The organism is Acinetobacter lwoffii (assembly GCF_024129435.1).
GTDB classification, from domain to species: Bacteria; Pseudomonadota; Gammaproteobacteria; order Pseudomonadales; family Moraxellaceae; genus Acinetobacter; species Acinetobacter lwoffii_F.
Genome location: NZ_JAMXXN010000008.1, coordinates 96,574 through 120,382 on the forward strand (window position 1 = coordinate 96,574; position 23,809 = coordinate 120,382).

At 43.2% G+C, this 23,809-nt stretch carries 17 protein-coding genes and 1 pseudogene; 17 read left to right on the forward strand and 1 reads right to left on the reverse strand.

The features are described from left to right. Positions 1-76: 76 nt before the first annotated feature. The 17 genes and pseudogenes from NI455_RS07580 to NI455_RS07665 all read left to right on the forward strand — a co-directional run. Complete coding sequence (locus tag NI455_RS07580; RefSeq protein WP_005100863.1) at positions 77-964, forward strand: bile acid:sodium symporter family protein; 888 nt, start codon at positions 77-79, stop codon at positions 962-964. A gap of 131 nt (positions 965-1,095) precedes the next feature. After that, the gene (gene prmA / locus NI455_RS07585; protein ID WP_004646702.1) at positions 1,096-2,001 is read left to right on the forward strand and encodes a 50S ribosomal protein L11 methyltransferase; all 906 of its coding nucleotides are present in this window, start codon (positions 1,096-1,098) and stop codon (positions 1,999-2,001) included. A 15-nt stretch (positions 2,002-2,016) separates the two neighbouring features. Continuing rightward, positions 2,017-2,892 carry an MJ0042-type zinc finger domain-containing protein gene (locus tag NI455_RS07590; RefSeq protein ID WP_253113391.1) on the forward strand — a complete coding sequence of 292 codons (876 nt, stop codon included), beginning with the start codon at positions 2,017-2,019 and terminating at the stop codon, positions 2,890-2,892. A gap of 398 nt (positions 2,893-3,290) precedes the next feature. Next, the gene (gene fis, locus NI455_RS07595; protein WP_001086304.1) at positions 3,291-3,560 is read left to right on the forward strand and encodes a DNA-binding transcriptional regulator Fis; all 270 of its coding nucleotides are present in this window, start codon (positions 3,291-3,293) and stop codon (positions 3,558-3,560) included. 95 nt (positions 3,561-3,655) lie between these two features. Continuing rightward, positions 3,656-5,230, forward strand: coding sequence for a bifunctional phosphoribosylaminoimidazolecarboxamide formyltransferase/IMP cyclohydrolase (gene purH, locus NI455_RS07600; RefSeq protein WP_004646700.1), 1,575 nt, complete (start codon positions 3,656-3,658; stop codon positions 5,228-5,230). Between the two features lie 132 nt (positions 5,231-5,362). Further along, positions 5,363-6,646, forward strand: a complete 1,284-nt coding sequence (gene purD / locus NI455_RS07605; RefSeq protein WP_253113393.1) for a phosphoribosylamine--glycine ligase — start codon at positions 5,363-5,365, stop codon at positions 6,644-6,646. Between the two features lie 464 nt (positions 6,647-7,110). Further along, complete coding sequence (locus NI455_RS07610) at positions 7,111-7,500, forward strand: DUF4145 domain-containing protein (protein ID WP_005263082.1); 390 nt, start codon at positions 7,111-7,113, stop codon at positions 7,498-7,500. Positions 7,501-7,527: 27 nt separating this feature from the next. After that, a complete protein-coding gene (locus tag NI455_RS07615) occupies positions 7,528-8,085 on the forward strand; it encodes a GNAT family N-acetyltransferase (RefSeq protein ID WP_253113396.1) in 558 nt (185 codons plus the stop codon). Between the two features lie 601 nt (positions 8,086-8,686). Beyond that, the gene (locus tag NI455_RS07620; RefSeq protein WP_253113398.1) at positions 8,687-9,562 is read left to right on the forward strand and encodes a MetQ/NlpA family ABC transporter substrate-binding protein; all 876 of its coding nucleotides are present in this window, start codon (positions 8,687-8,689) and stop codon (positions 9,560-9,562) included. 76 nt (positions 9,563-9,638) lie between these two features. After that, a complete protein-coding gene (locus NI455_RS07625) occupies positions 9,639-10,664 on the forward strand; it encodes a methionine ABC transporter ATP-binding protein (RefSeq protein ID WP_253113400.1) in 1,026 nt (341 codons plus the stop codon). After that, positions 10,661-11,356: a methionine ABC transporter permease gene (locus NI455_RS07630; protein ID WP_004279923.1), complete on the forward strand. Its 696-nt coding sequence runs from the start codon at positions 10,661-10,663 to the stop codon at positions 11,354-11,356. Before NI455_RS07625 ends, NI455_RS07630 begins: the two co-directional genes overlap by 4 nt. 357 nt (positions 11,357-11,713) lie before the next feature. Then, on the forward strand, positions 11,714-15,286 hold the full coding sequence (gene dnaE, locus NI455_RS07635) for a DNA polymerase III subunit alpha (RefSeq protein WP_253113402.1): 3,573 nt from the start codon (positions 11,714-11,716) through the stop codon (positions 15,284-15,286). 37 nt (positions 15,287-15,323) lie between these two features. Further along, positions 15,324-16,172: an RNA methyltransferase gene (locus NI455_RS07640; RefSeq protein ID WP_004279927.1), complete on the forward strand. Its 849-nt coding sequence runs from the start codon at positions 15,324-15,326 to the stop codon at positions 16,170-16,172. Beyond that, on the forward strand, positions 16,148-16,981 hold the full coding sequence (gene cysE, locus NI455_RS07645; protein ID WP_228127940.1) for a serine O-acetyltransferase: 834 nt from the start codon (positions 16,148-16,150) through the stop codon (positions 16,979-16,981). The genes NI455_RS07640 and cysE overlap by 25 nt, the downstream gene beginning before the upstream one ends. 117 nt (positions 16,982-17,098) lie before the next feature. Next, positions 17,099-18,049: an ABUW_2363 family tetratricopeptide repeat lipoprotein gene (locus NI455_RS07650; protein WP_253113404.1), complete on the forward strand. Its 951-nt coding sequence runs from the start codon at positions 17,099-17,101 to the stop codon at positions 18,047-18,049. A 120-nt stretch (positions 18,050-18,169) separates the two neighbouring features. Next, on the forward strand, positions 18,170-20,176 hold the full coding sequence (locus NI455_RS07655; RefSeq protein WP_253113406.1) for an esterase/lipase family protein: 2,007 nt from the start codon (positions 18,170-18,172) through the stop codon (positions 20,174-20,176). Between the two features lie 853 nt (positions 20,177-21,029). Then, positions 21,030-21,149: pseudogene (locus tag NI455_RS07665) on the forward strand (IS5/IS1182 family transposase); the annotation flags it as partial. A gap of 104 nt (positions 21,150-21,253) precedes the next feature. Here NI455_RS07665 and NI455_RS07670 read toward each other — a convergent pair. Further along, the gene (locus tag NI455_RS07670; RefSeq protein WP_253113409.1) at positions 21,254-23,677 is read right to left on the reverse strand and encodes a glucose/quinate/shikimate family membrane-bound PQQ-dependent dehydrogenase; all 2,424 of its coding nucleotides are present in this window, start codon (positions 23,675-23,677) and stop codon (positions 21,254-21,256) included. Between the last annotated feature and the right edge of the window lie 132 nt (positions 23,678-23,809).

Genomic DNA, 23,809 nt, shown 5'->3' on the forward strand with positions numbered 1-23,809 from the left:
GATTTTGCTATAAGGCTGTATGCTTTTCCAAAGAAAATCAGAAGTATTAAAACAATTTTCGACAAGGAGCATACAGATGGATTCTGGCCTTATAACGATATTACTGCCGCTGGCACTTGCAATCATCATGATGGGACTTGGCCTTGAACTGACACCTCGGGACTTTAGCCGTGTCACTCGTCACCCCAAAGCCGTATTTATAGCATTGTTCTGCCAACTGGTTATTCTGGTTGGCATTGCCTTTTTGCTTTGCAAGCTATTCGCTTTAACCCCATTACTCTCAGTCGGATTGATGCTCTTGGCGGCTTCGCCAGGGGGTGCAACGGCCAACCTGTTTAGCTACCTGTTTAAAGGTGACTTAGCCCTCAATATCACGCTGACTGCTATCAACTCAGTCATTGCAGCGATTACCCTACCTTTAATTATTAATTTTTCGATCATGCATTTTATGCAGGATAGCCAGCAAGTTGGCCTGCAATTCGGCAAGATTTTACAAGTCTTCGCGATCATCCTGATTCCAGTGGGCATTGGCATGTTAATTCGGCGCTATGCTCCAAGCGTGACCGCAAAACTGAATCGGCCGCTGCGGATTTTTTCCATTGGCTTTTTGGTGCTGATTATTATTGCCACACTTATTAAAGAACGCACAAATATCGGTGAATATCTAACCCAGGTGGGTCTGGCCACTGCCTTGTTCTGCATACTAAGTCTGAGTATTGGTTATCTGATTCCGCGACTACTGAATATTAATAGCGCTCAAGCCCGTGCCAGCGCATTTGAGATTGGCATTCATAACAGTACCCTCGCCATGACTATTGCCCTGACCGTGATTGGCAGTGCTGCTGTGGCAATGCCGGCTGCGGTTTATTCTATTTTTATGTATATTTTTGCTGCAATTTTTGGCAGCTTGTTGAATCGGCTTGCACCACTCCCGGCGCAAACACCCCTAACAAATCTGGATTAGACAACATCTGAAGATATTTAAAGGATGCCTCAGGCATCCTTTTTATTTTGGGAATGGATCAAGAAGATAGCAGCGCTGAGTCTGAACTTCCGTTACAATAGCTTTTTGAAAAATGTATAAAGGTTATTTCTGTGAAGTGGTTACAAATTCATATTACGGTTGAACAGGCTCAGGTTGATTTTACTGAGACATTACTCAGCTCGCTAGGCGCAGTGAGTGTGACTCTGGATGATGCTGAAAACCAGGATTTGCTGGAACCACTTCCAGGTGAAACACCACTCTGGAATAAAGTGATTGTGACTGGTATTTATGCGCAGGAAGAAGGCGAAGAAATTGATGTTACCGCACTAGAAACCTTTATTCGTGCACAAATGCCAGATGCTCCGATCCGTCATGAGTTGATTGAAGATCAGGCTTGGGAACGTACCTGGATGGATGCCTATGAGCCCATTCAGATTGCTGATAAATACTGGATCGTACCGGAGTGGATGGAAGCACCTGATGCCGATGCGGTAAACATCAAGCTTGATCCAGGTCTGGCTTTCGGAACAGGCAACCATGCTTCAACTTTCCTGTGCTTACAATGGCTCGGCAAGATTGATGTGAAAGATAAAATTGTCATCGATTATGGCTGTGGCTCAGGCATTCTCGCGGTAGCTGCACTCTTATTAGGTGCGAAAAAAGCATATGCCACGGATATCGATCCACAAGCTGTACTGGCCACCCAGCAAAACGCTGAACTGAATGGCGTACTGGACAAGCTTTATGTCGGACTGCCAGAAGAATTTAGAGATGAACTCGGCAATACCAAAGCTGACGTATTTGTTGCCAATATTCTGGCAGCACCACTGATGATGCTGGCTCCTGAGTTCGCTACTTTAATTAAATCTGAGGGACAGTTCGCACTTGCCGGAGTAATTGAAGAGCAAGTTGCTGATGTTACTAGCATTTACTCAAATTATTTTGATATATTAGAAGTAGAAAAACGAGATGAGCACTGGTGCCGTATCTCGGGTAAACGCCATAAGAATGAATGAGCCTATAAATAATCCATGAGTGACAAAAGAACCCATTGCCCTACCTGTTCCACCACCTATAAGGTCACAGTTGCTCAACTCACCGTTGCGCAGGGTATGGTTTGCTGTCCCAAATGTACCACCTCATTTAATGCCTTATCGCATTTGGTGACCGAAACCCGGAATTCGGTCACCGCCTCAATGTCTCACGCTCAGTCGAGCTCCAGCGAATTCAGCAAAACTGATGCTCAAAATAGACCAGGTGTTTATCACACGGATCAGCAGCATCGTCATAGCCTGCTACAGATTTTTGACCAAAAAGTTGAACATTCCAATATTGATCTGGAAACCTATTTAAATAACTTGAATTATTTCAGTACCGAACCGATTTCAGTCCTACCGAGCATGAACTGGGAAGATCAGGCAGAAAAGCAGGCTAAGCGCGGGCCAATGTACTATATAGGCTGGAGTTTACTCAATCTGTCGCTGTTTAGCCTGCTGCTGTTTCAATTTTTTTGGTTCAATCCGCAATACATCAAAAACAGTCACGTCATGAGTCTGGCCTTTAACAGTGCCTGTGAAGTGTTTAATTGTTCCAATCTGGAAAAATACTACACACTAATTCAGGCCAATAAAGTCAAAATCAAGGCAACCGGTAATAATGAAGCTGAGTTTAGCGGTGAGCTGATCAACTTTCATGACCGTAGCCTAGCCTTACCGATTTTAAGAATCAATCTGAAACATCGCGGTGAAGTGATTGCAACTTATAACCTGTCCTCCGAAGAGTACCTGATTGAAAGTCTGGTCAATATTCAGCGTATCCCAAAAAACAGCCCGTTTAAATTCAAATTTAAGCTTCCAGTCGATCGTAAAAGCTTTGATCGCTATACTTTGGAAATAATTCGCCCCTAATCTGCTGAGAAAGCATTAAAAAATTAAAAAAAGTTAAAAAAAATGCAGTTTTCTTGCTCACTTTTGCTTAGACAATGGTATGATACGCGCCACGAAAGCTATGTGCTGCAACTCCTCGCGACTTTTTCACAACAAATACAGTCTTGCCTAATGCGCTATAAAATTTATTGCGTATCGTGCAGATTTTTTTGTTTTGATTTTGGTCAGTAACAAAACTTTAACTATTGTTACGCTTATTTTTCGACCAAATCGCAGAGATGTGTCAAGCTACAGGCTCAATGTAATGACTAAGTTTTAGAACTTCCGTTTTAGGATCTAAAATGGAGTTCATTTCAATTTCTAGACCACTTTTATATATCACTTTACCCAAGTGATATTTGTTTTTCGGATTAATTCGCATGAATAGCAAATCTCCTATTTTTACTGCACAATCTGATGTTGCTTTACGTATCCACGTAGATCGCGCAGTTCGCCACTATTTTGCACAACTGCAGGGCGAGCAACCATCTCAGGTATACGACATGGTGCTAGCAGAAATGGAGAAACCTCTTCTATCTGTAGTTCTAGAATATACACGTGGTAACCAAACACGTGCTGCCGAGATTCTCGGACTCAACCGTGGTACTTTACGTAAAAAGTTAAAAGCTCACGGTTTAATGAGTGAATAAATGATAAAATGCTTGCGGCTTCCGCAGGCATTTTTTTTAACCTGTAAATTGCTGATTTTGTTTTATTCTGTTCCTTGAAAACTGTGACGAAGATCATGACTATTAAACGCGCTTTAATCTCTGTGTCTGACAAGACTGGTATTGTTGAATTTGCACAAGAACTTGCTGCTCTAGGGGTAGAAATTTTATCTACAGGTGGTACCTACAAATTGTTGAAAGACAATAATGTGGCTGTAGTTGAAGTTTCGGAGCATACAGGTTTTCCAGAGATGATGGACGGCCGTGTAAAAACACTACATCCAAAAATTCATGGGGGTATCCTGGCTCGTCGTGGTCTAGACGAAGCTGTGATGGCTGAACACAACATTGATGCTATTGATTTAGTCGTTGTAAACCTTTATCCATTTGCTGCAACGGTAGCAAAACCAAACTGTTCACTTGCTGATGCTATCGAAAACATCGACATCGGTGGTCCTACCATGGTTCGTGCTGCAGCAAAAAACCATGCATCTGTAGGTATCATCGTAAATGCTTCTGACTATGCAACTGTCGTTGCCGAGCTTAAAGCTGAGGGTGCTTTATCTCATGCAACTCGTTTTGACCTAGCAGTAAAAGCATTTGAACATACTGCTCAATATGACGGCATGATCGCATCTTACTTAGGCGCTCGCGTAGGTAAAGAAGAAGGTCAGGCAGACAAATTTGCACGTACTTTCAATACTCAATTGAACAAAGTTCAAGACCTTCGTTACGGTGAAAACCCGCATCAAGCTGCTGCATTCTATGTAGAAGACACAGCGACTGAAGCTTCTGTTTCAACAGCGAAACAGCTTCAAGGTAAAGAACTCTCTTACAACAACATTGCAGACACTGATGCAGCACTTGAATGTGTGAAATCATTTGCGAAGCCTGCCTGTGTGATCGTTAAACACGCAAACCCATGTGGCGTTGCAGTTTCTCTAGACGGTATTCAAGCAGCTTATGATCTTGCATACGCAACAGATCCTGAATCTGCTTTCGGTGGCATCATTGCATTCAACCGTGAATTAGACGTTGCAACTGCACAAGCGATTGTAGATCGTCAATTCGTTGAAGTGATCATTGCACCGAGCGTTGCTGAAGGCGTTCTTGAAGTAACAGGCGCGAAGAAAAACGTACGCGTATTGGTATGTGGCGAACTTCCAGCAATCGATGCGCGTCAATCGCAACTTGACTACAAACGCGTAAACGGTGGTTTGTTAGTTCAAGATCAAGACTTGGGCATGATCACTAAAGATGATCTTAAAGTAGTCACCAAACGTGCGCCGACTGAACAAGAAATCGATGACATGATCTTCGCTTGGAAAGTAGCGAAATACGTAAAATCTAACGCGATTGTGTATGCTAAAAACCGTCAAACCATTGGTGTCGGCGCTGGCCAAATGAGCCGTGTAAACTCAGCTCGTATTGCTGCAATCAAAGCTGAACATGCTGGCTTAGTAGTTGAAGGTGCGGTAATGGCATCTGACGCATTCTTCCCATTCCGTGATGGTATTGATAACGCTGCGAAAGCGGGTATCAAATGCATTATCCAACCGGGTGGTTCTATGCGTGATGAAGAAACGATTGCGGCTGCTGATGAAGCGGGTATTGCAATGGTCTTCACTGGTATGCGTCACTTCCGTCACTAAGTTTTGACGAAGCTCATGATGTATATTCAGTTAATTATGCTGAGTAAAATAGATTTCTAATCTTGCATAAAGTCCTCTCCTATTTTCAGGTTGAGGACTTTATGTCATTTTCGATTCATGGAGTATGAACCGATGAATATTTTAGTTTTGGGTAATGGCGGTCGTGAACATGCACTTGCATGGAAAATCGCGCAAGATGATAAAGTCGCAAAAGTATTTGTAGCACCGGGTAATGCAGGTACAGCAACAGAAAATAAATGCGAAAATGTTGCCTTAAATATTTTAGACAATGCTGCGATTATCGACTTTGCAAAAAGCAATGCGGTTGATTTAGTGGTTGTTGGTCCTGAAGCACCACTTGTAAATGGTGTTGTAGATGCATGCCGTGAAGCTGGCGTTAAAATTTGGGGTCCAACTCAATTTGCTGCGCAGCTTGAAGGCTCTAAAGCATTCGCTAAACACTTCCTTAAACGCCATAACATTCCAACGGCTTTCTATGACGTATTTACTGAAGTAGATGCTGCGAAAGCATTTGTTGAGAAAAATGGTGCGCCAATCGTGATCAAGGCTGATGGTCTTGCTGCAGGTAAAGGCGTAATCGTTGCCATGACCAATCAAGAAGCATTTGCAGCAATTGATGACATGCTTGCAGGTAACAAGTTTGGCGATGCAGGTTCTCGCGTTGTGATCGAAGAATTCCTTGCGGGTGAAGAAGCATCTTTCATTTGTATGATTGATGGCGACAACATCTTGCCAATGGCAACATCGCAAGACCATAAGCGTATTTTTGAAGGCGACCAAGGTCCGAACACCGGCGGTATGGGTGCTTACTCTCCTGCACCTGTTGTGACTGCTGATGTGTTTGAAAAAACCATGAATGAAGTGATGCGTCCTACCGTTGAAGGTATGAAAAAAGACGGTCACGTTTACACTGGTTTCTTATACGCTGGCTTGATGATTGACGACAAAGGTCAACCAAAAGTAATCGAGTTTAACTGTCGTTTTGGTGACCCTGAAACTCAACCGATCATGATGCGTTTAAAATCATCTTTGGTGGATCTCGTTGAAGCTGGTATTGCAGGTAACTTACCTGCTGAAGCTGAATGGGATGAGCGCAAGACTGTTGGTATCGTTTTAGCGTCAAAAGGCTACCCAGAAACTTCAAGCAATGGTGATGTGATTTCAGGCTTAGACACTGAAATGACTGATGCGAAAGTGTTCCATGCAGGTACTAAAGCCAATGAAAATGGCGATATCGTCACTGCTGGTGGTCGTGTACTTTGCGTGACTGCACTGGGTAATACCATTGGTGAAGCACAAGCAAAAGCTTTAGAACTTTGCCAAAAAGTAACGTTCGACGGCGTTCAATATCGTAAAGACATTGGTTACCGTGCGATTGCGCGTGAAAATGCTTAATTTTATTTAAGTATAAAAAACCCCGATTCTTTCGGGGTTTTTTATTTGCTTATACAATCCACAGAACTATTCATACGCCTATAAATAATTTACTCTTTTGCACATCACTAAAATAAGAAGTTGAATATATGTATATTTGGAAATATTGCTGGGAATGTAAGCACGATACTCCACAAAATAGATTGAATTTAACAATCCACCCAAGAGTTATCGAAGGTTTTTCAAAAAATATAACGACTGATCAAGCAACCTCACTATGGACTTACAGCATTGATGCCTACCAGTTCACCCAATGTCAAAAATGTAATGCGCCATCATTACATTTAGACTCATTTCATGTAAAAGATATTGATGAGAACACTAGCCAAAAATGGGCTTCAATAAAATCTGATTTAGAGAACTTAGGGAAATGCGAATCTTATTAGATATCAAGTACGAGTTTTCCCAGATTCAACAAATCATTATTGCATGAAAAAAAATGGTCTTTCGATCTACCTAAAGATGATCTGTTGCTCTTCTTTGAAGTCATTTCAGCCTACGAAAAAGGATTATTTATTTTAGCTCTTTCAGGAATTCGAACTCTAATAGATAGATACTTAGTAAAAAAAGTAGGCGATATAGGAGGATTTGAAAGAAAGCTCAAAAAAATGTTAGAGGACAAACATATTAGTAAGACACAATATGAAATATTAAATACGATTATTGAGGGTGGAAATGCTTCTAACCATAGAGGCTTTAGACCTGAAGAGGAAATGGTAAAAACATTTTTAGACGTAGTCGAGGATATAATATCTTTGGACTATAAAACGAAACAGTTTAATGAGTTTAAAGAGCAAATCCCTAAACGAAACTAAAAAATCGTAACCAAATTAAGATACCTAATGACTATTCACCTTCAAACCCCTCGCCTCATCCTACGCCAATGGCAAGATTCCGACACTGCCCCATTTATCCAAATGTGTGCAGATGACGAGGTCATGCGCTACTTCCCTAAAAAACTCGATGCGGCTGAGGCAACTGCTTTTCTTGAACGTATTCGTAATGCTATTGATACACGTGGTTGGGGACTCCTTGCCGTAGAACTCAAAGCTACAGGCGAATTCATCGGTTTTATTGGCTTACAAGTGCATCCACCTGAGCTTAAAATTGCCGATGCCCCTGAAATTGGCTGGCGCTTGTTACCGCAATACTGGAACCAAGGCTATGCAACTGAAGGAGCCAAAGCGGTACTGAAATATGCCTTTAGAACCCTGCGCCTAGAGAAAGTCATTTCTTTTACTGCCTGCATCAACACACCATCAGAACGTGTCATGCAAAATATTGGCTTAGAAAAAGTAGGAGAGTTTGACCATCCGCTTGTACCTGCCGATCATATCTTGTGTAGACACGTACTCTATGAAAAACAGCGTTCGGATTATCTGTATATTCCCTTTTGTTAAAACAAGCTTGCAGTATCATGACCTGAGGAAACCAAGATCAGATACTGACTCGCTTAGTTAATATAAAGGAAAGATTTATCTCGTTAATGATCAAATTTTCTTCATTTCCCAAAAAATCAGATATTTTTTTATATTTATCTATATGCATTTTTTATATTTCTATCTTACAAAATCTTATAAAGATCACTATTTAAACACATCCATTAAAACTATATTTTCAATATAAATAATATATTGTTTTAATTAACATTTTGTTTAAAAGATCTTTTTTATATTCGACTAAAGAGATAAGCAAGGCTTTTTTATCCAGTATATCGAATATAGATTTATTGCTATGATATCCGCAACTTCAGAGTACTCAAACCTTGCCATGTACTTATAAAATATCTATTTTCTCTCTCCAAATAGATTAAATACATCAGATTTGGGCTGCCTCTGACTTGATCAAGTTCACCAGAATTGGTGTTGCACGCTTGCAGCTTTCGACTTCAAGCTTTCTTCAACCATGATCAAGCTATCTACTTAGATCGTAATAAAACTCTTATTTAACACGATTTAAAAATGCTTATACTCTAGGCAAGAATAGAATTAGGACAATTTCATGAAAAAGTTACTTGGCGTTATCTTGAGTGCCTCTGTATTGAGTTTAACTGGGTGTGGTAAACAGGAAGCGCCTGCTACTGATGCAGCACAAACTAAAGATGCAAATGGTCTTCAAACTGTAACTATGGCGTCGACCGGTTCAGATGCAGACGTATGGCGTTATATCGCAACACTGCCTGAAACCAAAGCAGCTGGCATCAAACTTGATGTGAAAAATTTCACTGACTACGTGTCAATGAACACGGCAGTAGCCAACAAAGAAATCGATGTGAATGCATTCCAGTCTTATGCCTATATGGTTGCTTACAACGATGCCAACACAGCCAAAATTGCACCTCTATCTACCACTTATTTAGAGCCGATGGGTATTTACTCAAGCAAAGTAAAATCTTTAAACGAGTTTAAAACCGGTGCGACCATTGCCATTCCGAATGACGGCGCAAACGAATCACGTGCATTATTGCTTTTACAATCGGCAGGTCTGGTTAAGTTAAAAGCTGGTTTTGACAATGTCAAAGGCACAACGTCTGATGTGACCGAAAATGCAAAACAAATCGTGATTAAGCCGATTCAAATGGCGACTGCAGTACGCGTAAAAGACGAAGTGGATGCGATTGTGCTGGGCAATACCCTGGCAATGGAAGGTGGTTTAAACGTATTAAAAGATGCGATTTACTATGAGCCAATTGATCAAAGCACAAAAATGAACGTCAACGTATTAGCGGTTGCAGCAGACCGTCAAAACGATCCAGTCCTGCAAAAAGTAGGTGCGTTGTATCATACGCCAGCAGTAAAAGCATATGTTGATGAACATTTTGGTGGTACGAAAGTTGCGGTAAACAAACCGGTGACGTATTTAACTGAATCAAAATAGTACTATAATAGACTTTTAGAACAGGCAAGGACGATTTCTTGCCTGTTTTTTTATCCGTGATGCAGTTTTTGACACTATGATTGAATTTAAAGATATTTCAAAACAGTATGAGCTTAAGGGTCAAACCTTGCATGCCTTGAATCAGATTAATCTTCAGATTCCAACCGGCAGTATTTTTGGCATCATCGGTTATAGTGGTGCCGGTAAAAGCACCCTCATCCGTCTGATCAACCTGCTTGAGCGCCCAAGCTCAGGCCGGATTATCATTAACGGAACAGACTTTACCGCACTTGATGCCAAAGCATTGCGTCAAGAACGTGCCAGCATCGGGATGATTTTCCAGCATTTCAATTTAATGCAAACCAAAACCGTGGCAGCCAATATCGAAATGCCAATGAAACTCCTGGGCTGGAGCAAGGCAGAACGAGAAAAACGCCTCGAAGAATTATTAGACTTTATTGACCTGAAACATAAACGTCATGCATTTCCAGATGAATTGTCTGGCGGTCAAAAGCAGCGTGTCGGGATCGCTCGTGCCCTTGCCAATCATCCAAAAATTTTACTCTGTGATGAAGCGACTTCTGCACTTGATCCACAAACCACCAAATCTGTTCTACAGCTACTTAAAAAAATTAACGAAGAACAAGGCATCACCATTGTTATGGTTACCCATGAAATGGATGTAATTGAAACCTTGTGTGATTATGTCGCTGTGATGGAAAAAGGTGACGTAATTGAGACCGGCAGCACCTTACAAATATTTAGCCAACCGCAACATCCGACGACCAAGAATTTTATTCAGACCGTATTACAGCAGCATTTACCAGTCAATATTCTGAATAATCTGGAAAACCAGAATCACAACAGTATTTATTGCCTGAAATTCCTTGGTAGCTCGGCACAGGAAACCGTGATTCAAGCGGTGATTAAACAGTTTGATATCAGTTTAAATATTCTGTTTGCAAACATGACCGAAATTAATGGCACGGTGATTGGCCAGATGTTTATTCAGCTACTGGGTGATGCACAAGAAATTCAAGCAGCAATAAAATTCCTTGAACAACACGGCGTACAAGTCGATCAGGCGGGAGTACAGGCATGAGAGATTTAATTGTACAGTGGCTGACAACGATCACTGCGCCGTTCTGGAAAAGCTCCCTGTCGATAGATCAGTTTGTGACAGCATTGCAAGAAACCTTTCATATGGTGTTCTTCGCGATGCTGTTTGGCTGTATCTGGGGCTTCATTCAGGCGATTACTCTACTGGTGACCCGTCCGAATGGAATTCTGCCGAATCGTGTGATTTATCACGGTCTCAATCCGATTGTGAATGCGCTGCGTTCGCTGCCGTTTATTATTCTGCTAATTGCAGTCATTCCACTGACCAAGTTAATCGTTGGTACATCGATTGGTACATGGGCAGCGATTGTTCCATTAACCATTTATGTCGGCCCATACATTGGTCGCCTGATTGAAACATCTTTACTCGAAGTGAATGAAGGTATTATCGAATCTGCCCAAGCCATGGGCGCGACGCCAATGCAGATTATATTTAAGTTTATTCTGCCGGAAGCGCGTAGTTCCCTGATTCTTAACCTGACCACCGCCACCATCAGTTTGATTGGTGCCACGGCAATGGCCGGTGCTGTCGGTGCGGGTGGTATTGGTGACTTAGCGATTTCTTATGGTTATCAGCGTTTTGATACCTCTGTAGTCATCATGACGGTGATTGTATTACTGATTCTAGTGCAGATTGTACAAAGCCTCGGTGACTGGTTATCCCGACTTCGTTAAGCTAGTTTTTATGTATGAATAAAGCCCTCTAAAAAGAGGGTTTTATTGTTTTTAATACTTACGATCCCTTTCTCATTATTTCAAAGTAAAGTCCTGCAACTATTTGATACGTGCCACGGCGACAGGAAGTCGCCCGTTGATTTGTGGCACATGGAAGTGCCATCAGATCAACAAAGGGGTTTTGTTACTTTTGTCCCGTCAAAAGTAAAAGAAAATATCTTCTAACAACTAACTAAATAATCAGCTTAAAAAATCAAATTCAAACTTGACCTAAAAGTTAGCCATTTCCCCTCAATTTCAAACTGAAACAATAAATCCCATGTTAAACTATTCAATGGTTTTAGCAGGGACTCATCTATGCACTTTGTTCATCTTGGTATTCATACAGAATTTTCGATTACTGAATCCATCGTACGGATACCTGACTTGGTCAAAGCTGCCGAAAAAGAACAGATGCCTGCCCTTGCGCTCACGGATCTTTCTAACCTGCATGCTGCCGTCAAGTTCTATGGCAAATGTCTGGGCAAAGGCATCAAGCCGATTCTGGGTTCCGAAATTCGCCTGAATGATGCCGAACATCGCATGACCTTATTGGCCATGACCAATACCGGCTGGCGTAATTTGACTGAACTGGTATCTGAAGGCTTTATCAGTGGTCAGCAACTGGATATCCCCTGCGTTCAAAAACAATGGATTTTAAATCAGCCTGAGGACATGATTGCCCTGCTCGGTATGCACTCCGATGTCGGCAAAATGCTGATGAGTTCAAATCCGCAAAAAGCCGAACCGCTGCTGGAAGAGTGGGTCGAAAAATTTGGCAATCGTGTTTATCTCGCCCTGACCCGTACCAATCGTCCGAATGAGGATAACTTCATTCTGGAAGCCGTTAAGCTGGCAAAAAAATATAATATCGGTGTGGTCGCACATAATGATGTGCATTTCATGACCCGTGAAGATTATGAAGCGCATGAAGCACGGGTATGTATTGCCGATGGTTATGTGCTCGGTGACAACCGCCGCCCTAAAACCTATTCACCTGAACAATATTTCAAATCTGCTGAAGAAATGACGGCGCTGTTCTCGGATATTCCATCTGCGATTGAGAACACCTATCACATTGCCAAACGCTGTAATGTGACACTGCAACTGGGTAAATACTTCCTACCAGATTACCCAATTCCTGAAGGTCATACCATTGACACCTTCTTTGCACACTTATCCAAAGAAGGTCTGGAAGAACGCCTGAATTTCCTGTATCCGCCTGAACAACGTGATGAAGACTGGCCGGACATTCGCAAGCCTTATGATGAGCGTATCGAATACGAGATCAATATCATTAACTCGATGGGATTCCCGGGCTACTTCCTGATCGTCATGGACTTCATTCAGTGGTCGAAAAGTAACGGCGTTCCGGTAGGTCCGGGGCGTGGTTCAGGTGCAGGCTCACTGGTGGCCTACAGCTTAAAAATTACCGATCTTGACCCGCTGCGTTATGAACTGCTGTTTGAACGTTTCTTGAACCCGGAACGTGTCTCGATGCCCGACTTTGACGTCGATTTCTGTATCGCAGGCCGTGACCGCGTAATTGACTATGTAGCACGTACCTATGGTCGTGATGCGGTCTCCCAGATTGCAACCTTCGGTACCATGGCGGCCAAAGGTGCGATTCGTGATGTTGCCCGCGTTTTGGGTAAATCTTATGGTCTGGCGGATCGTATTTCGAAAATGATCCCGACCAAGCCTTTAGGTCTAAGCCTGCTTGAGTCGCTGGAAGCTGAACCTCAGCTTAAAGATATCGTCACCAATCCATCCAATCCAGATCATGACGATGCAGCCGAAATCTGGGAAATGGCACTAAAACTGGAAGGTATTACCCGAAACACCGGTAAACATGCTGGTGGTGTGGTGATCTCGCCAACCAAAATTACCGATTTCTCTGCGGTCATGTGTGATGCCGATGGTACCGGACGCGTGGCACAGTTCGATAAAGACGATGTCGAATCTGCAGGTCTGGTGAAGTTTGACTTCTTGGGTCTGCGTAACCTGACCGTGATTGAAGATGCGGTTAAAAATATTAATAAACGCATCAAAGCGGATAAACCTTTAGATATTGCTTATATCCCGCTTGAAGATAAAGACGCATATCTGGTCTTCGCCAATGCCAACACTACTGCGGTATTCCAGTTTGAATCCGTGGGCATGAAGAAGATGCTGAAAGAGGCACGCCCGAGCAAGTTTGAAGAAATTATTGCCTTCGTGTCACTATACCGTCCAGGCCCGATGGATCTGATTCCTGACTTTATCCACCGGATGCATGGTGGCGATTTTGAATATCTGCATCCATTGCTTGAAGGCGTGCTAGAACCCACGTACGGGATTATGGTGTATCAGGAACAGGTAATGCAGGCTGCACAGTACTGTGCCGGCTATACCCTTGGTGGCGCGGACTTGTTACGTCGTGCCATGGGTAAGAAAAAACCGGAAGAAATGGTCAAACAGCGCCAGATCTTTATTGAAGGTGCATCGAAAAAAGACATTGATGAAGCCACGGCCAACCATATCTTCGACTATATGGAAAAGTTCGCCGGCTATGGTTTTAACAAATCGCATGCTGCTGCCTATGCTTTGGTTGCCTACCAGACCGCATGGCTGAAAGCACATTATCCGGCGGAATTCCTGTCTGCGGTATTGACCTCGGAGATGCAGAACACCGATAACGTGGTATTCCTGATTGATGACTGTCGCAAGAATAATCTGGAAGTTTTACCACCGTCAGTGAATATGTCGCTGTATCAATTCCATGCTATCGATGAGCAAACCATTGTCTATGGTCTGGGTGCGATCAAAGGCGTCGGTGAAGCGGCGATGCAGTCGGTGATTGACTCGCGTGCGCAAGAAGGTCCATTCCGTGACTTGTTTGATTTCTGTCACCGTATTGATCTGAAAAAAATCAATAAGCGTACTCTGGAAGCACTGATTCGTTCAGGCGCACTGGATTGCTTAGGCATTGACCGCGCCGACCTGATGGCGCAACTGCCTGAAGCGGTTCAAGCTGCGGAACAGGCACGTTCCAATCGTGAAACCGGCATCATGGACCTGTTTGGCGAAGTTGAAGAAGTTCAGCGCAAGCCATCTAAACCGGTCAAGCCATGGGCGGATGAAGTTCGCCTGAAAGGTGAAAAAGACACGCTTGGCCTGTATCTGACTGGCCACCCGATTGATGTGTATCGCAATGAGCTGAAAGCCTTTGTGCCTTGTCAGATCAATGAGCTGACGCCGACCCGCCGTGGCGTGACCACCGTGTTTGCAGGACTGGTGGTGGATATTGCCAATTTCCCGAACCGAATGATGATGACCCTGGATGATGGTACGGCACGGATTGAGATTTCGGCCAATCACGAACGCTTCAACCGCTTTAAAGAGATTATCCAGCTCGATAAAGTGGTGGTGATTGAAGGCGAAATCTATGAGCGTGAAGGCTTTGACCGTCCGATGGGACGTCTCACCAAAGCATTTAGCCTGAATGAAATTCGTCAGAAACGTGCCAATAGCATCAAGATTATCCTCAGAGCCGAGCATTTCAGCAAGAGCTTGAGCCGTGACTTGCAGCAGATTCTGACTCCTTATTGCAATGTCGATATGTCGGCACATATTCCGGTGATTCTATATCTGGATTACCCGTATGCCACGACTGAACTGCATCTGGGTCTCAACTGGAAAGTCGCCCCACTGGATGAGCTCCTAGCCAAATTGCGTGATTATTTTGGTAAAGAAGCCTTGCATATTGAGTATCAGGTCAAGTCCAAAGCTGCCAAAGCCGTGTCCTATGAACAGGCCAAGCCGGTGGATATTCCTCCGCCGCCTGTGGGCATGAGCATGGATGATGCACTGAAACTGTATCAGGCTGAATCCCAGCCGCAATATTCATAAATCCTGATCTTTAAAACACCTTAAAATTGGAATCCTCATGAGTCAAATTGACAATGCTGCTGTTTCAGCACATCTCTCCCATGTGCGTATTGTCATGGTCAATACCACTTTACCTGCCAATATCGGCAGTGCCCTACGTGCCATGAAAACCATGGGCTTGTCTAAGCTGGTTCTGGTGGCACCGAAAACCTATCCACATCCGGATATTGATGCGCTGGCCGCGGGTGCAACTGACCTGATCGAGCAGATCGAGATTGTAGAAACACTTGAAGATGCCATTAAAGACTGTCAGATTGTATTCGGTACTAGCGCACGCAGCCGTACCATTCCCTGGCCGCTGTTAGATGTGCGCCCTGCCGCTGAAAAAGCCATGACCGCCGTGGTACAAGATCAGCAGGAAGTCGCGATTCTATTTGGCCGTGAAGACCGTGGTCTGACCAATGAAGAACTGGCGATGGCCAATTATCATCTGACTATTCCTGTAAATACTGACTATGGCGTATTGAATGTGGCTCAGGCGATTCAGGTGATCTGCTATGAAATGCGCATGGCGACGATGAGTCAAATTGAACAGCCACGTGATGCTAAAGCGACCATGCAAGTCATTGATGGCATTGAAATGGAATGGGATGAACCTTTGGTCAACCATGCCCAGATGGAACAGTTCTACCCGCACTTGGAAAAAATGCTGGCAGAAATTGAATTTATGGACCCAAAAAATCCAAGATTATTGCCTTTACGCTTGCGTCGTCTCTTTGGACGTATACAATTAGATCGTATGGAATATCACTTACTTCGTGGTATTTTTAGCCGTGTTCAGGCATTGAACAACGGCACCTGGAAAAAATCTTCACACACATCATCACAGGACGAGGATCAAATCTAATGCTAAAACAGCTCAAAGAAGATATACAAGCTGTCTTTGCGCGCGATCCTGCAGCACGCAATACCTTAGAAGTCTTAACCACTTATCCTGGCATTCATGCGCTGATCATGCATCGCATGGCACATGAGCTATGGAACAAAGACTGTAAAGGAACTGCGCGTGCGTTGTCTTCGTTTAGCCGCTTTGCCACCGGCATTGAAATTCATCCCGGCGCAAAAATTGGCCGCCGTTTCTTTATCGATCACGGTATGGGTGTCGTAATTGGCGAAACTGCTGAAATTGGCGATGACGTGACGCTTTATCACGGCGTGACTTTGGGTGGAACGACCTGGAATAAAGGTAAACGTCATCCGACCCTAGAAGATGGCGTGGTGGTCGGTGCTGGTGCCAAGATTCTAGGGCCATTTACCGTGGGTAAAAATGCCAAAGTCGGTTCTAATGCGGTCGTCACCAAAGCGGTTCCTGAGAACGCCACAGCTGTGGGCAACCCGGCACGTTTTATCACCAAAGACAAACCCAAAGATGATGCTGAAGCGCGTCGTCGTGACTATGCAGAAAGTATCGGTTTCCAGCCCTATGCCGCAACTGAAGACCAGTCCGATCCGATTTTGGAAGGCATGCGGATTCTGCTGGATCGCATTCAGCAAAATGAAAAACGCATGAACAACTTGTGCAATCGTCTTTCTTTGTTAGATCCGACCTTTAACAAGCAGCAACAGGATGGCCAGCCTTTGAGTAAAAAAGAGTTAGAGATTCTGGAAGAAGCGCGCCGTGAATGTGAAGCGCAAACCAGCCAATCCAAGGCCTGAATATCACACTTCACTCTGTAACACGGGTTTACTTGCATGATGGTTATAGTTTTCATAGACTGACGATCATGCAATTTTTGAATAGATGTTTTAAAAATAACAGAATGGATGACTATTATGACCTTTAAGCCCTTGGCACTTGCTTGCTTAGCATTCACAATTACTGCGTGTTCGATCACTCCTCAGAAATCTGCTGAGAAACCTGTAGACCAAGTGGTTTTTGTAGAGCCTGAACTGTCCCCACCATTTTATGCTTTAAATCCATTCAATTATAATGAACCGCCTGAATTTGAAGTGCATTTGAAAAAGGCTGCGGCCCAGCCTGTAACCAAGATGGTGGTGACGGATCCTAATGATCCATCCAAGCAATTGACCCTGGATGTGAATAAACTGATTATTCCAGTGGTAGATAGCAATACCCGTGCAATGCGTTATGCAGCACTTGCCAATTCAAATGAAATCGATATCACCGAAATTGACGATTTCCTGCAAATGGTCGAAGGTAAGGCACGTCATTATCCACCACGTTTCAGCGATCGTCAGGAACGCCGTGGCTTTGAAGTCAAATTGCGTGAAGTCACCCGACAACTGGATACTTTAGCAGCCCGTCCAAATGCCTCTTTTGATGTGTTGATGCGTGCTTTTAAAGCCAGCGTGATGGCACGTAACCTGGATCTGGGTTCAGTTTATACCACCAATTCCCTGACCTATGCCCAGCGCATTCTCAAAATTAACCCGGATGATCCTGAAGTCAACTTCTGGTTTGGTTTTGGTCTGTCTGAAGGCGGTGGTCAACGTGAAGCCATCGCTTATCTGGACAAAGCCATGAAAGCCGGGGTTCAGGAGGCTTATCTTTCTGCAGCCAATAACTATATTGCATTAGAACAGAAAAAAAATGCCACTCAAACCTTGGCGAACTATAAGGTGAAATATCCGCAAGAAGCTGAAGTAGCCGACCGTCTGATTCAGGAAATTGAAAAAAATGGCCGCTGGAATGTTTGGCAAATTCTGCAAACATCAACACCCGCTCCGGCTACAGACCCAGCAACAGCACCGGTAACCCCATAATCAAGATTCGCTTCAATTTGATTACAAATAGACTGCTACGGCGGTCTATTTTTATGGGAAAAAATTAGTAAAATACAAAACATTATCCCGCTTTATAACTTGAATTCAGTGAAAAGTTTTATGCACGAAAAAATAAATAAAAGATTAATGCTGTGCACTTTACTCATCACCAGCGTACTCAGCGGCTGTCAGGTGGTCAGTGTTAAGGAACAGGCCATTAATGTCACGCTGAACAATGAGCGTGACAGCATCTTGACCCGCGACAAGCTTAGCGAAGCCAGTCTGAATGTGTTGTCCATGACAGGTCGTGAAGCTCAGATCTGTATTGATCAGCCCGAAGAATGTGTGGAAGATCTGAAAAGTATTCCCCAGATTTTAGATGAACAATTGCTTTCTACAGCAAGTGAATTATATCTAGCCAACTCCTTACAAAATGCCAAGTCTGCCGAATGCAACACAGGTGTTTTAAACAAAACCCGATCACCGGAAAAACAGCAACAACACAAGCAGAATATCCAGAAATGTCTGGATCAGCAGCTCACTATGCTGGATAAAAGCATTCGTTATAGCTATGCCTATCTATTTAAAACCGAGCGTGCGCCGCAAGAGCGTATTTTTGATAACCGCCAGGTTCAGATTCGTGACTTTTATAACCTGGCGATTGCCCATCTGATTCAACGCTATGCTGAACGTTATAAAACCAAACAGTCCGGCCAGCGCATTCAGGTCGGTGATAGTGTATATACCATTGATCTGGAAAATTTTCCGCAGCTGAAAAACCAGACCATTGAACAGCTGATGTCCACCTATAACATGAACTTTTCCGGCCTGCGTTCTATCACCCGTCGTGATGGTTTTGGTTCAGAATTTTTAGTGGTCTTACCTGAAGCACAGCAAACCGAGCAGGATAAAAAATATATTGTCGATCCGCTCAAGCACAACTATCCAAATGGTATCAATCCAAACATTCATTCAGCCCGCTATCTGGCGACCACCATTACCGCTGTACCCAAATCCGCGAATTCGACGGAACAGATTTTATCTACTTCAGAGTTTCACCTGAAACTGTATGATCCTTATAAGCATGAAAAGATTAAGGTGGCTTCGAAAGAATATGCGCTGGCCGCCAACTTTTCTGCACCTTACGGCTTATGGCTGGCCGAGAACAATCTGGGGCGTTTAGCCTATCTGACCCTGATTAATCGCGAAGACAGTCTGAGCATGCCGCATCTGTATATGCTGGAACCTTATAATCCGGACAAGAAAGTGCTGGTATTGATTCATGGCTTGGCCAGTAGTCCTGAAGCCTGGATTCGTCTGACCAACGACATTATGGGTGATCCGGTATTAAGGGAAAATTTCCAGGTCTGGCAGGTATTTTATTCTACCAATATGCCGATTCTGGAAAGCCGTTTTCAAATTAATGCCCTGGTTCAGCAAGGCTTTGCCCGGGTTGCGAACAATGCACCAGCCAAAAAAGATGCGGTACTGGTCGGACATAGTATGGGAGGCGTGATTGCCCGTTTAATGGTCAGTCAGGCCGATATTACTCAAGATGCATTCAAGCTGGTACAAAATACCCGCATTGCACAGTTTAAGGATAACCCGCTCTTTAAAGCACGCCTGCAAATGCAGCCTATTCCAAATTTCACCCGGGCCATTTTCTTAGCAACTCCGCATCGTGGGACAGAATATGCCGACCGCTGGCATACCAAACTGGCCCGTAAAATTATCCGTATACCGGGTGCATTTTTAGGAGCTTTTGCTGATACCTTACAAGGCGAAATCGGATTAAAGGACTTTGTCAAAGAACTGGGACATGACCTGATTCAGAATGGTCCAAGCGATCTGAGTGAAAATTCGAAATTTACTGCATTAACTAAGGATATTCAGCCTTCTAAAAATATCAAATTTCATTCTATTATCGGCAATACCGTAGATACGCAAGATACCAAGCTCATGAGCGATGATATCGTTTCATACGAAAGTGCTTACTTGGAAGGTGCTGTATCTAGCAAAGTGATTAAGGGTGGCCACTCGATTCAGGAAACGCCTGAAGCCGTGCTGGAATTACGCCGGATTCTCAGATTACATCTCTCAGACCTCGGTCTTTATGATCCGGAATAAACTATCGTCTTGATTTAGACTTGCCACCGCATGTTCGCATCCGGTGGTTTATTTTTTTAAAATTGCAAATAATGTTGAATAAGAAGCCATAGCGACAGCTCTGAGCGCTGACTTAAACATTCATCTGGAATTTCATTTCTTTCTAAAAATTAAATTTGATAGACTTGCTGCAATAAAGCTTTAAAGCTGAATTGAATCAGCAGATTCATTTCACATTTTCGATCTCCTGTGCTCAATCATATGGGATTGGCCTTATTGAAAATGCGCTTTAAATTTCCCTGCATAGCCTATTGAGCAGTATTTGCATTTATCTCTTGTTGAAAGGATTTATTTTTAATGACCAGTTCAGAAATTATGGCTGATCTTTCTACCTTAACGCCCATGATGCATTAGTGTTAATAATTTGTTTTTAATTATTTTTTATTCTCCCAACACAATAAGGTATACCATAAGGTACACTTATAAAAAATCAAATTTAAAATACTATCAACTTTTTAAAATCTTATGTTACGTAACTATAAGCAACTAATTCCACTTAAAGTAGTCTTGTGACAGCCGATATCTAAATACGTTCCATTCTCCTGATAAGGGGTATGATGCTGAGCACATTAGAATATATGCCCAGAACAAGGACATGATTCCCATCATTCCTATGAGATCAAATAGTAAAAGATCGAATAAGGAGCTTGATAAATATCTATATAAATTAAGACATTTAGTTAAAAATTTGTTTGCGAGATTGAAACATTTCCGAGCGATTGCAACCCGATTTGATAAGCTTGCACGAAATTATCAGTCTATGATTTACATTGCTTGCATGTTTATTTGGTGTAAAGCCAAATGAGGACACGCCCTAGGAGATAAACTCAGTGCAAGGAGTTTTGATAGTCAAGTGAATGAGATTCATGCACGTGTAGCAGTCCTCAACAGATTTACGGAATTAGGTCGACCACTTACCCAAGTTATGCCTTAAATTTGGCTTAATTAGGGGCACTTTGCATTTCAAATCTTTGTGCAACAAAGCCAACCACCTATAAAAACAGACTAATATTAAGTTAGTCTGTTTTTATATCTATTCTATTTTTCCAGTGAATAAGCAATTACAAAATCACCATGATCAAGTGACTGACGTGCTCCACCAGCGGAAATAACTACATATTGCTTACCTGTTTTTGGAGAAATGTAGCTCATCGGTGTCCCTTGGCTACCTACAGGTAAACGCGCTTTCCATAATTCTTCACCATTAGATGAATTGAAGGCGCGCAAATAGAAGTCTTGTGTTGCAGCAAAGAACACTAAACCACCTTGAGTCGCCATTGGACCACCAATGGTTGGCATACCAATCGGAGCTTTTAAGCCCATTTTAATGCCCATTGGTCCAGTATCTTGCACTGTCCCTAAAGGAACCTGCCAAGCCACTTGACGGGTTTTCATATCAATTGCCGTCATAGTTCCGAAAGGTGGTTTTTGACATGGAATACCTAATACCGACATAAAGCGGTTTTTATTCACTTTATACGGTGTACCTTTCATTGGCACTGCGCCCATACCTGTGTTGACCTTCTCTCCACCACTGGCTTCAAGTTTTAAATCTTCAGGCGTTTGTTTAATCAGCTGAATCCACAGACCTAAGCGCATGTCGTTGACAAACATATAACGATGCGTTGGGTCAAATGCAATACTGCCCCAGTTCATCCCACCCAGTGATCCCGGAAAACTTAAAGATATATCAGAACCCGGTGCTGTAAAGAGACCGTCATAACGCATTGATTTAAAGTTAATACGACACATCAACTGGTCAAATGGCGTTGCGCCCCACATGTCCGATTCAGTCAAAGTTTGATTGCCAATCTGTGGCATTTCAACTGAACGTGGCTGAGTTGCGCTGTATTGCTCATCAGGAATATCTGCAGCTTTTACAGGCTGCTCAACCACTTTAGTTAAAGGCTGACCCGTAACACGGTCGAGTACAAAGAACTGACCAGACTTGGTGCCAATGACGACAGCAGGTTTGGTTTGCCCATTTTGCATTGGAAAGTCGACCAAGCTTGGCTGCATAGGTAAATCGAAGTCCCAAAGGTCATTATGAACAGTTTGATAAACCCACTTTTCTTTACCTGTGGTTGCATCCAAAGCCAAAACGGAAGAATTGTACTTATGGTCTACAGGTTGACGGTTTCCGCCCCAGACATCGACCGACGAACTTCCCATCGGTAAAAATACCGTATTCATTTGTGGGTCGTAGGACATTGCCGCCCAAGAGTTAGCTGAACTACGTTTATAGATTTCACCCGGTTTGAGGACATAGTTTGGATTTGGGTTACGTGGATCAAAAGCCCAACGTAGCTGTCCAGTAATCACATCATAAGCACGAATTACACCACCGGGCATATCCGCTGCAAAGTTGTCAGCAATACGACTTCCAACGATGATACTGGTGCCCGCAATGGTTGGCGCCGAGGTCACTTCAAAACGAGGCGCTTGCGTGCCCGCACCTAGACCTTCCAGTAAGTTCACCGTTCCATCGACACCAAAGTCTTTACAGCGTTCGCCTGTATCTGCATTGACTGCAATTAAACGACCATCAGGTGTATTGGTATAAATACGACGTGGACATGCAGTATTGTTTGCCACCGCAGTGACCGCACTGGCACCTGCTAAAGTCGGTTGTACCAGGGCTTGAGTCGAGTCAAAGTAACCCACACCGCGGCAACGCTCCCAAGCATCGGCTTTAGAATTCACTTCAGCCTTCCAGATTTGTTTACCTGTGTCCGCATCTAAAGCAATAATGTTGTTATGCGGTGTACATAAAAAGACTTTATCGCCCACCTGTAAAGGAGTGAGCTGGTCTTCTGCGCCATTACCCGTACCTGTGGTCATATCGCCTGTTTGAAAGCGCCATGCTTCCTTTAACTTAGATACATTATTTCGGTTGATCTGATCCAACGCAGCAAAACGACTCCCACCAGCATCATTACCATAGTGCGACCAATTCACTTGTTGAGTTTGAGCTGTTACAGGTACTAAGGGTAGCTCTTCACCGCTGGCTTTGACTGTAGGATGTGGAATAAACATGCCATACAAACCACCGAGCATACCTAACACCGTCAAACCACCTAAAGCATAAGCGGGTGCCGAAGGCGCAATTTGAAATTGGTACTTACGAATAGCAGGCAAGGTAAAACACAGTGCGGCAAATAAACCCGCAGGAAACATTAAACGTGAATGCAGTGCCCAAAAATCCCAACCTGCATCAAACAGTGCCCAAACCACAGTTCCAAGAAAAACCAGTGCAAAAATCCAGACACCCAGTACTTTTTTTCTAAAAATAAATATTGCGGAAATGGTGGTCAATAAACCTGCAATGAGGAAGTACCATGAACCACCTAGACTAATCAGTTTTCCCCCACCGATTAAATAAAATAAGCCAGTCAGCAATAAAGCTAAGCCTAATATAAAGCACCATATTTTAAATATGGGTTGAGATTGTGCTTCGGACATACTTTTTACCCCAAATGCTGTGTTTTAAATGATCTCTCCTACTTTGTTTTGAGCATCATTCACACCACATCCAAACTTTGAGCATCCACAATTAACTTGCTTCAACAATCAAAAAAGAGTGTTTAAATTCAG

Bases quoted from the DNA above. Each gene is read 5' to 3' on its own strand.
- NI455_RS07580 (WP_005100863.1), top strand. From the start codon at position 77: ATGGATTCTGGCCTTATAACGATATTACTGCCGCTGGCACTTGCAATC.
- NI455_RS07590 (WP_253113391.1), top strand. From the start codon at position 2,017: ATGAGTGACAAAAGAACCCATTGCCCTACCTGTTCCACCACCTATAAG.
- fis (WP_001086304.1), top strand. From the start codon at position 3,291: ATGAATAGCAAATCTCCTATTTTTACTGCACAATCTGATGTTGCTTTA.
- purH (WP_004646700.1), top strand. From the start codon at position 3,656: ATGACTATTAAACGCGCTTTAATCTCTGTGTCTGACAAGACTGGTATT.
- purD (WP_253113393.1), top strand. From the start codon at position 5,363: ATGAATATTTTAGTTTTGGGTAATGGCGGTCGTGAACATGCACTTGCA.
- NI455_RS07615 (WP_253113396.1), top strand. From the start codon at position 7,528: ATGACTATTCACCTTCAAACCCCTCGCCTCATCCTACGCCAATGGCAA.
- NI455_RS07620 (WP_253113398.1), top strand. From the start codon at position 8,687: ATGAAAAAGTTACTTGGCGTTATCTTGAGTGCCTCTGTATTGAGTTTA.
- NI455_RS07625 (WP_253113400.1), top strand. From the start codon at position 9,639: ATGATTGAATTTAAAGATATTTCAAAACAGTATGAGCTTAAGGGTCAA.
- NI455_RS07630 (WP_004279923.1), top strand. From the start codon at position 10,661: ATGAGAGATTTAATTGTACAGTGGCTGACAACGATCACTGCGCCGTTC.
- dnaE (WP_253113402.1), top strand. From the start codon at position 11,714: ATGCACTTTGTTCATCTTGGTATTCATACAGAATTTTCGATTACTGAA.
- NI455_RS07640 (WP_004279927.1), top strand. From the start codon at position 15,324: ATGAGTCAAATTGACAATGCTGCTGTTTCAGCACATCTCTCCCATGTG.
- NI455_RS07650 (WP_253113404.1), top strand. From the start codon at position 17,099: ATGACCTTTAAGCCCTTGGCACTTGCTTGCTTAGCATTCACAATTACT.
- NI455_RS07655 (WP_253113406.1), top strand. From the start codon at position 18,170: ATGCACGAAAAAATAAATAAAAGATTAATGCTGTGCACTTTACTCATC.
- NI455_RS07670 (WP_253113409.1), bottom strand. From the start codon at position 23,677: ATGTCCGAAGCACAATCTCAACCCATATTTAAAATATGGTGCTTTATA.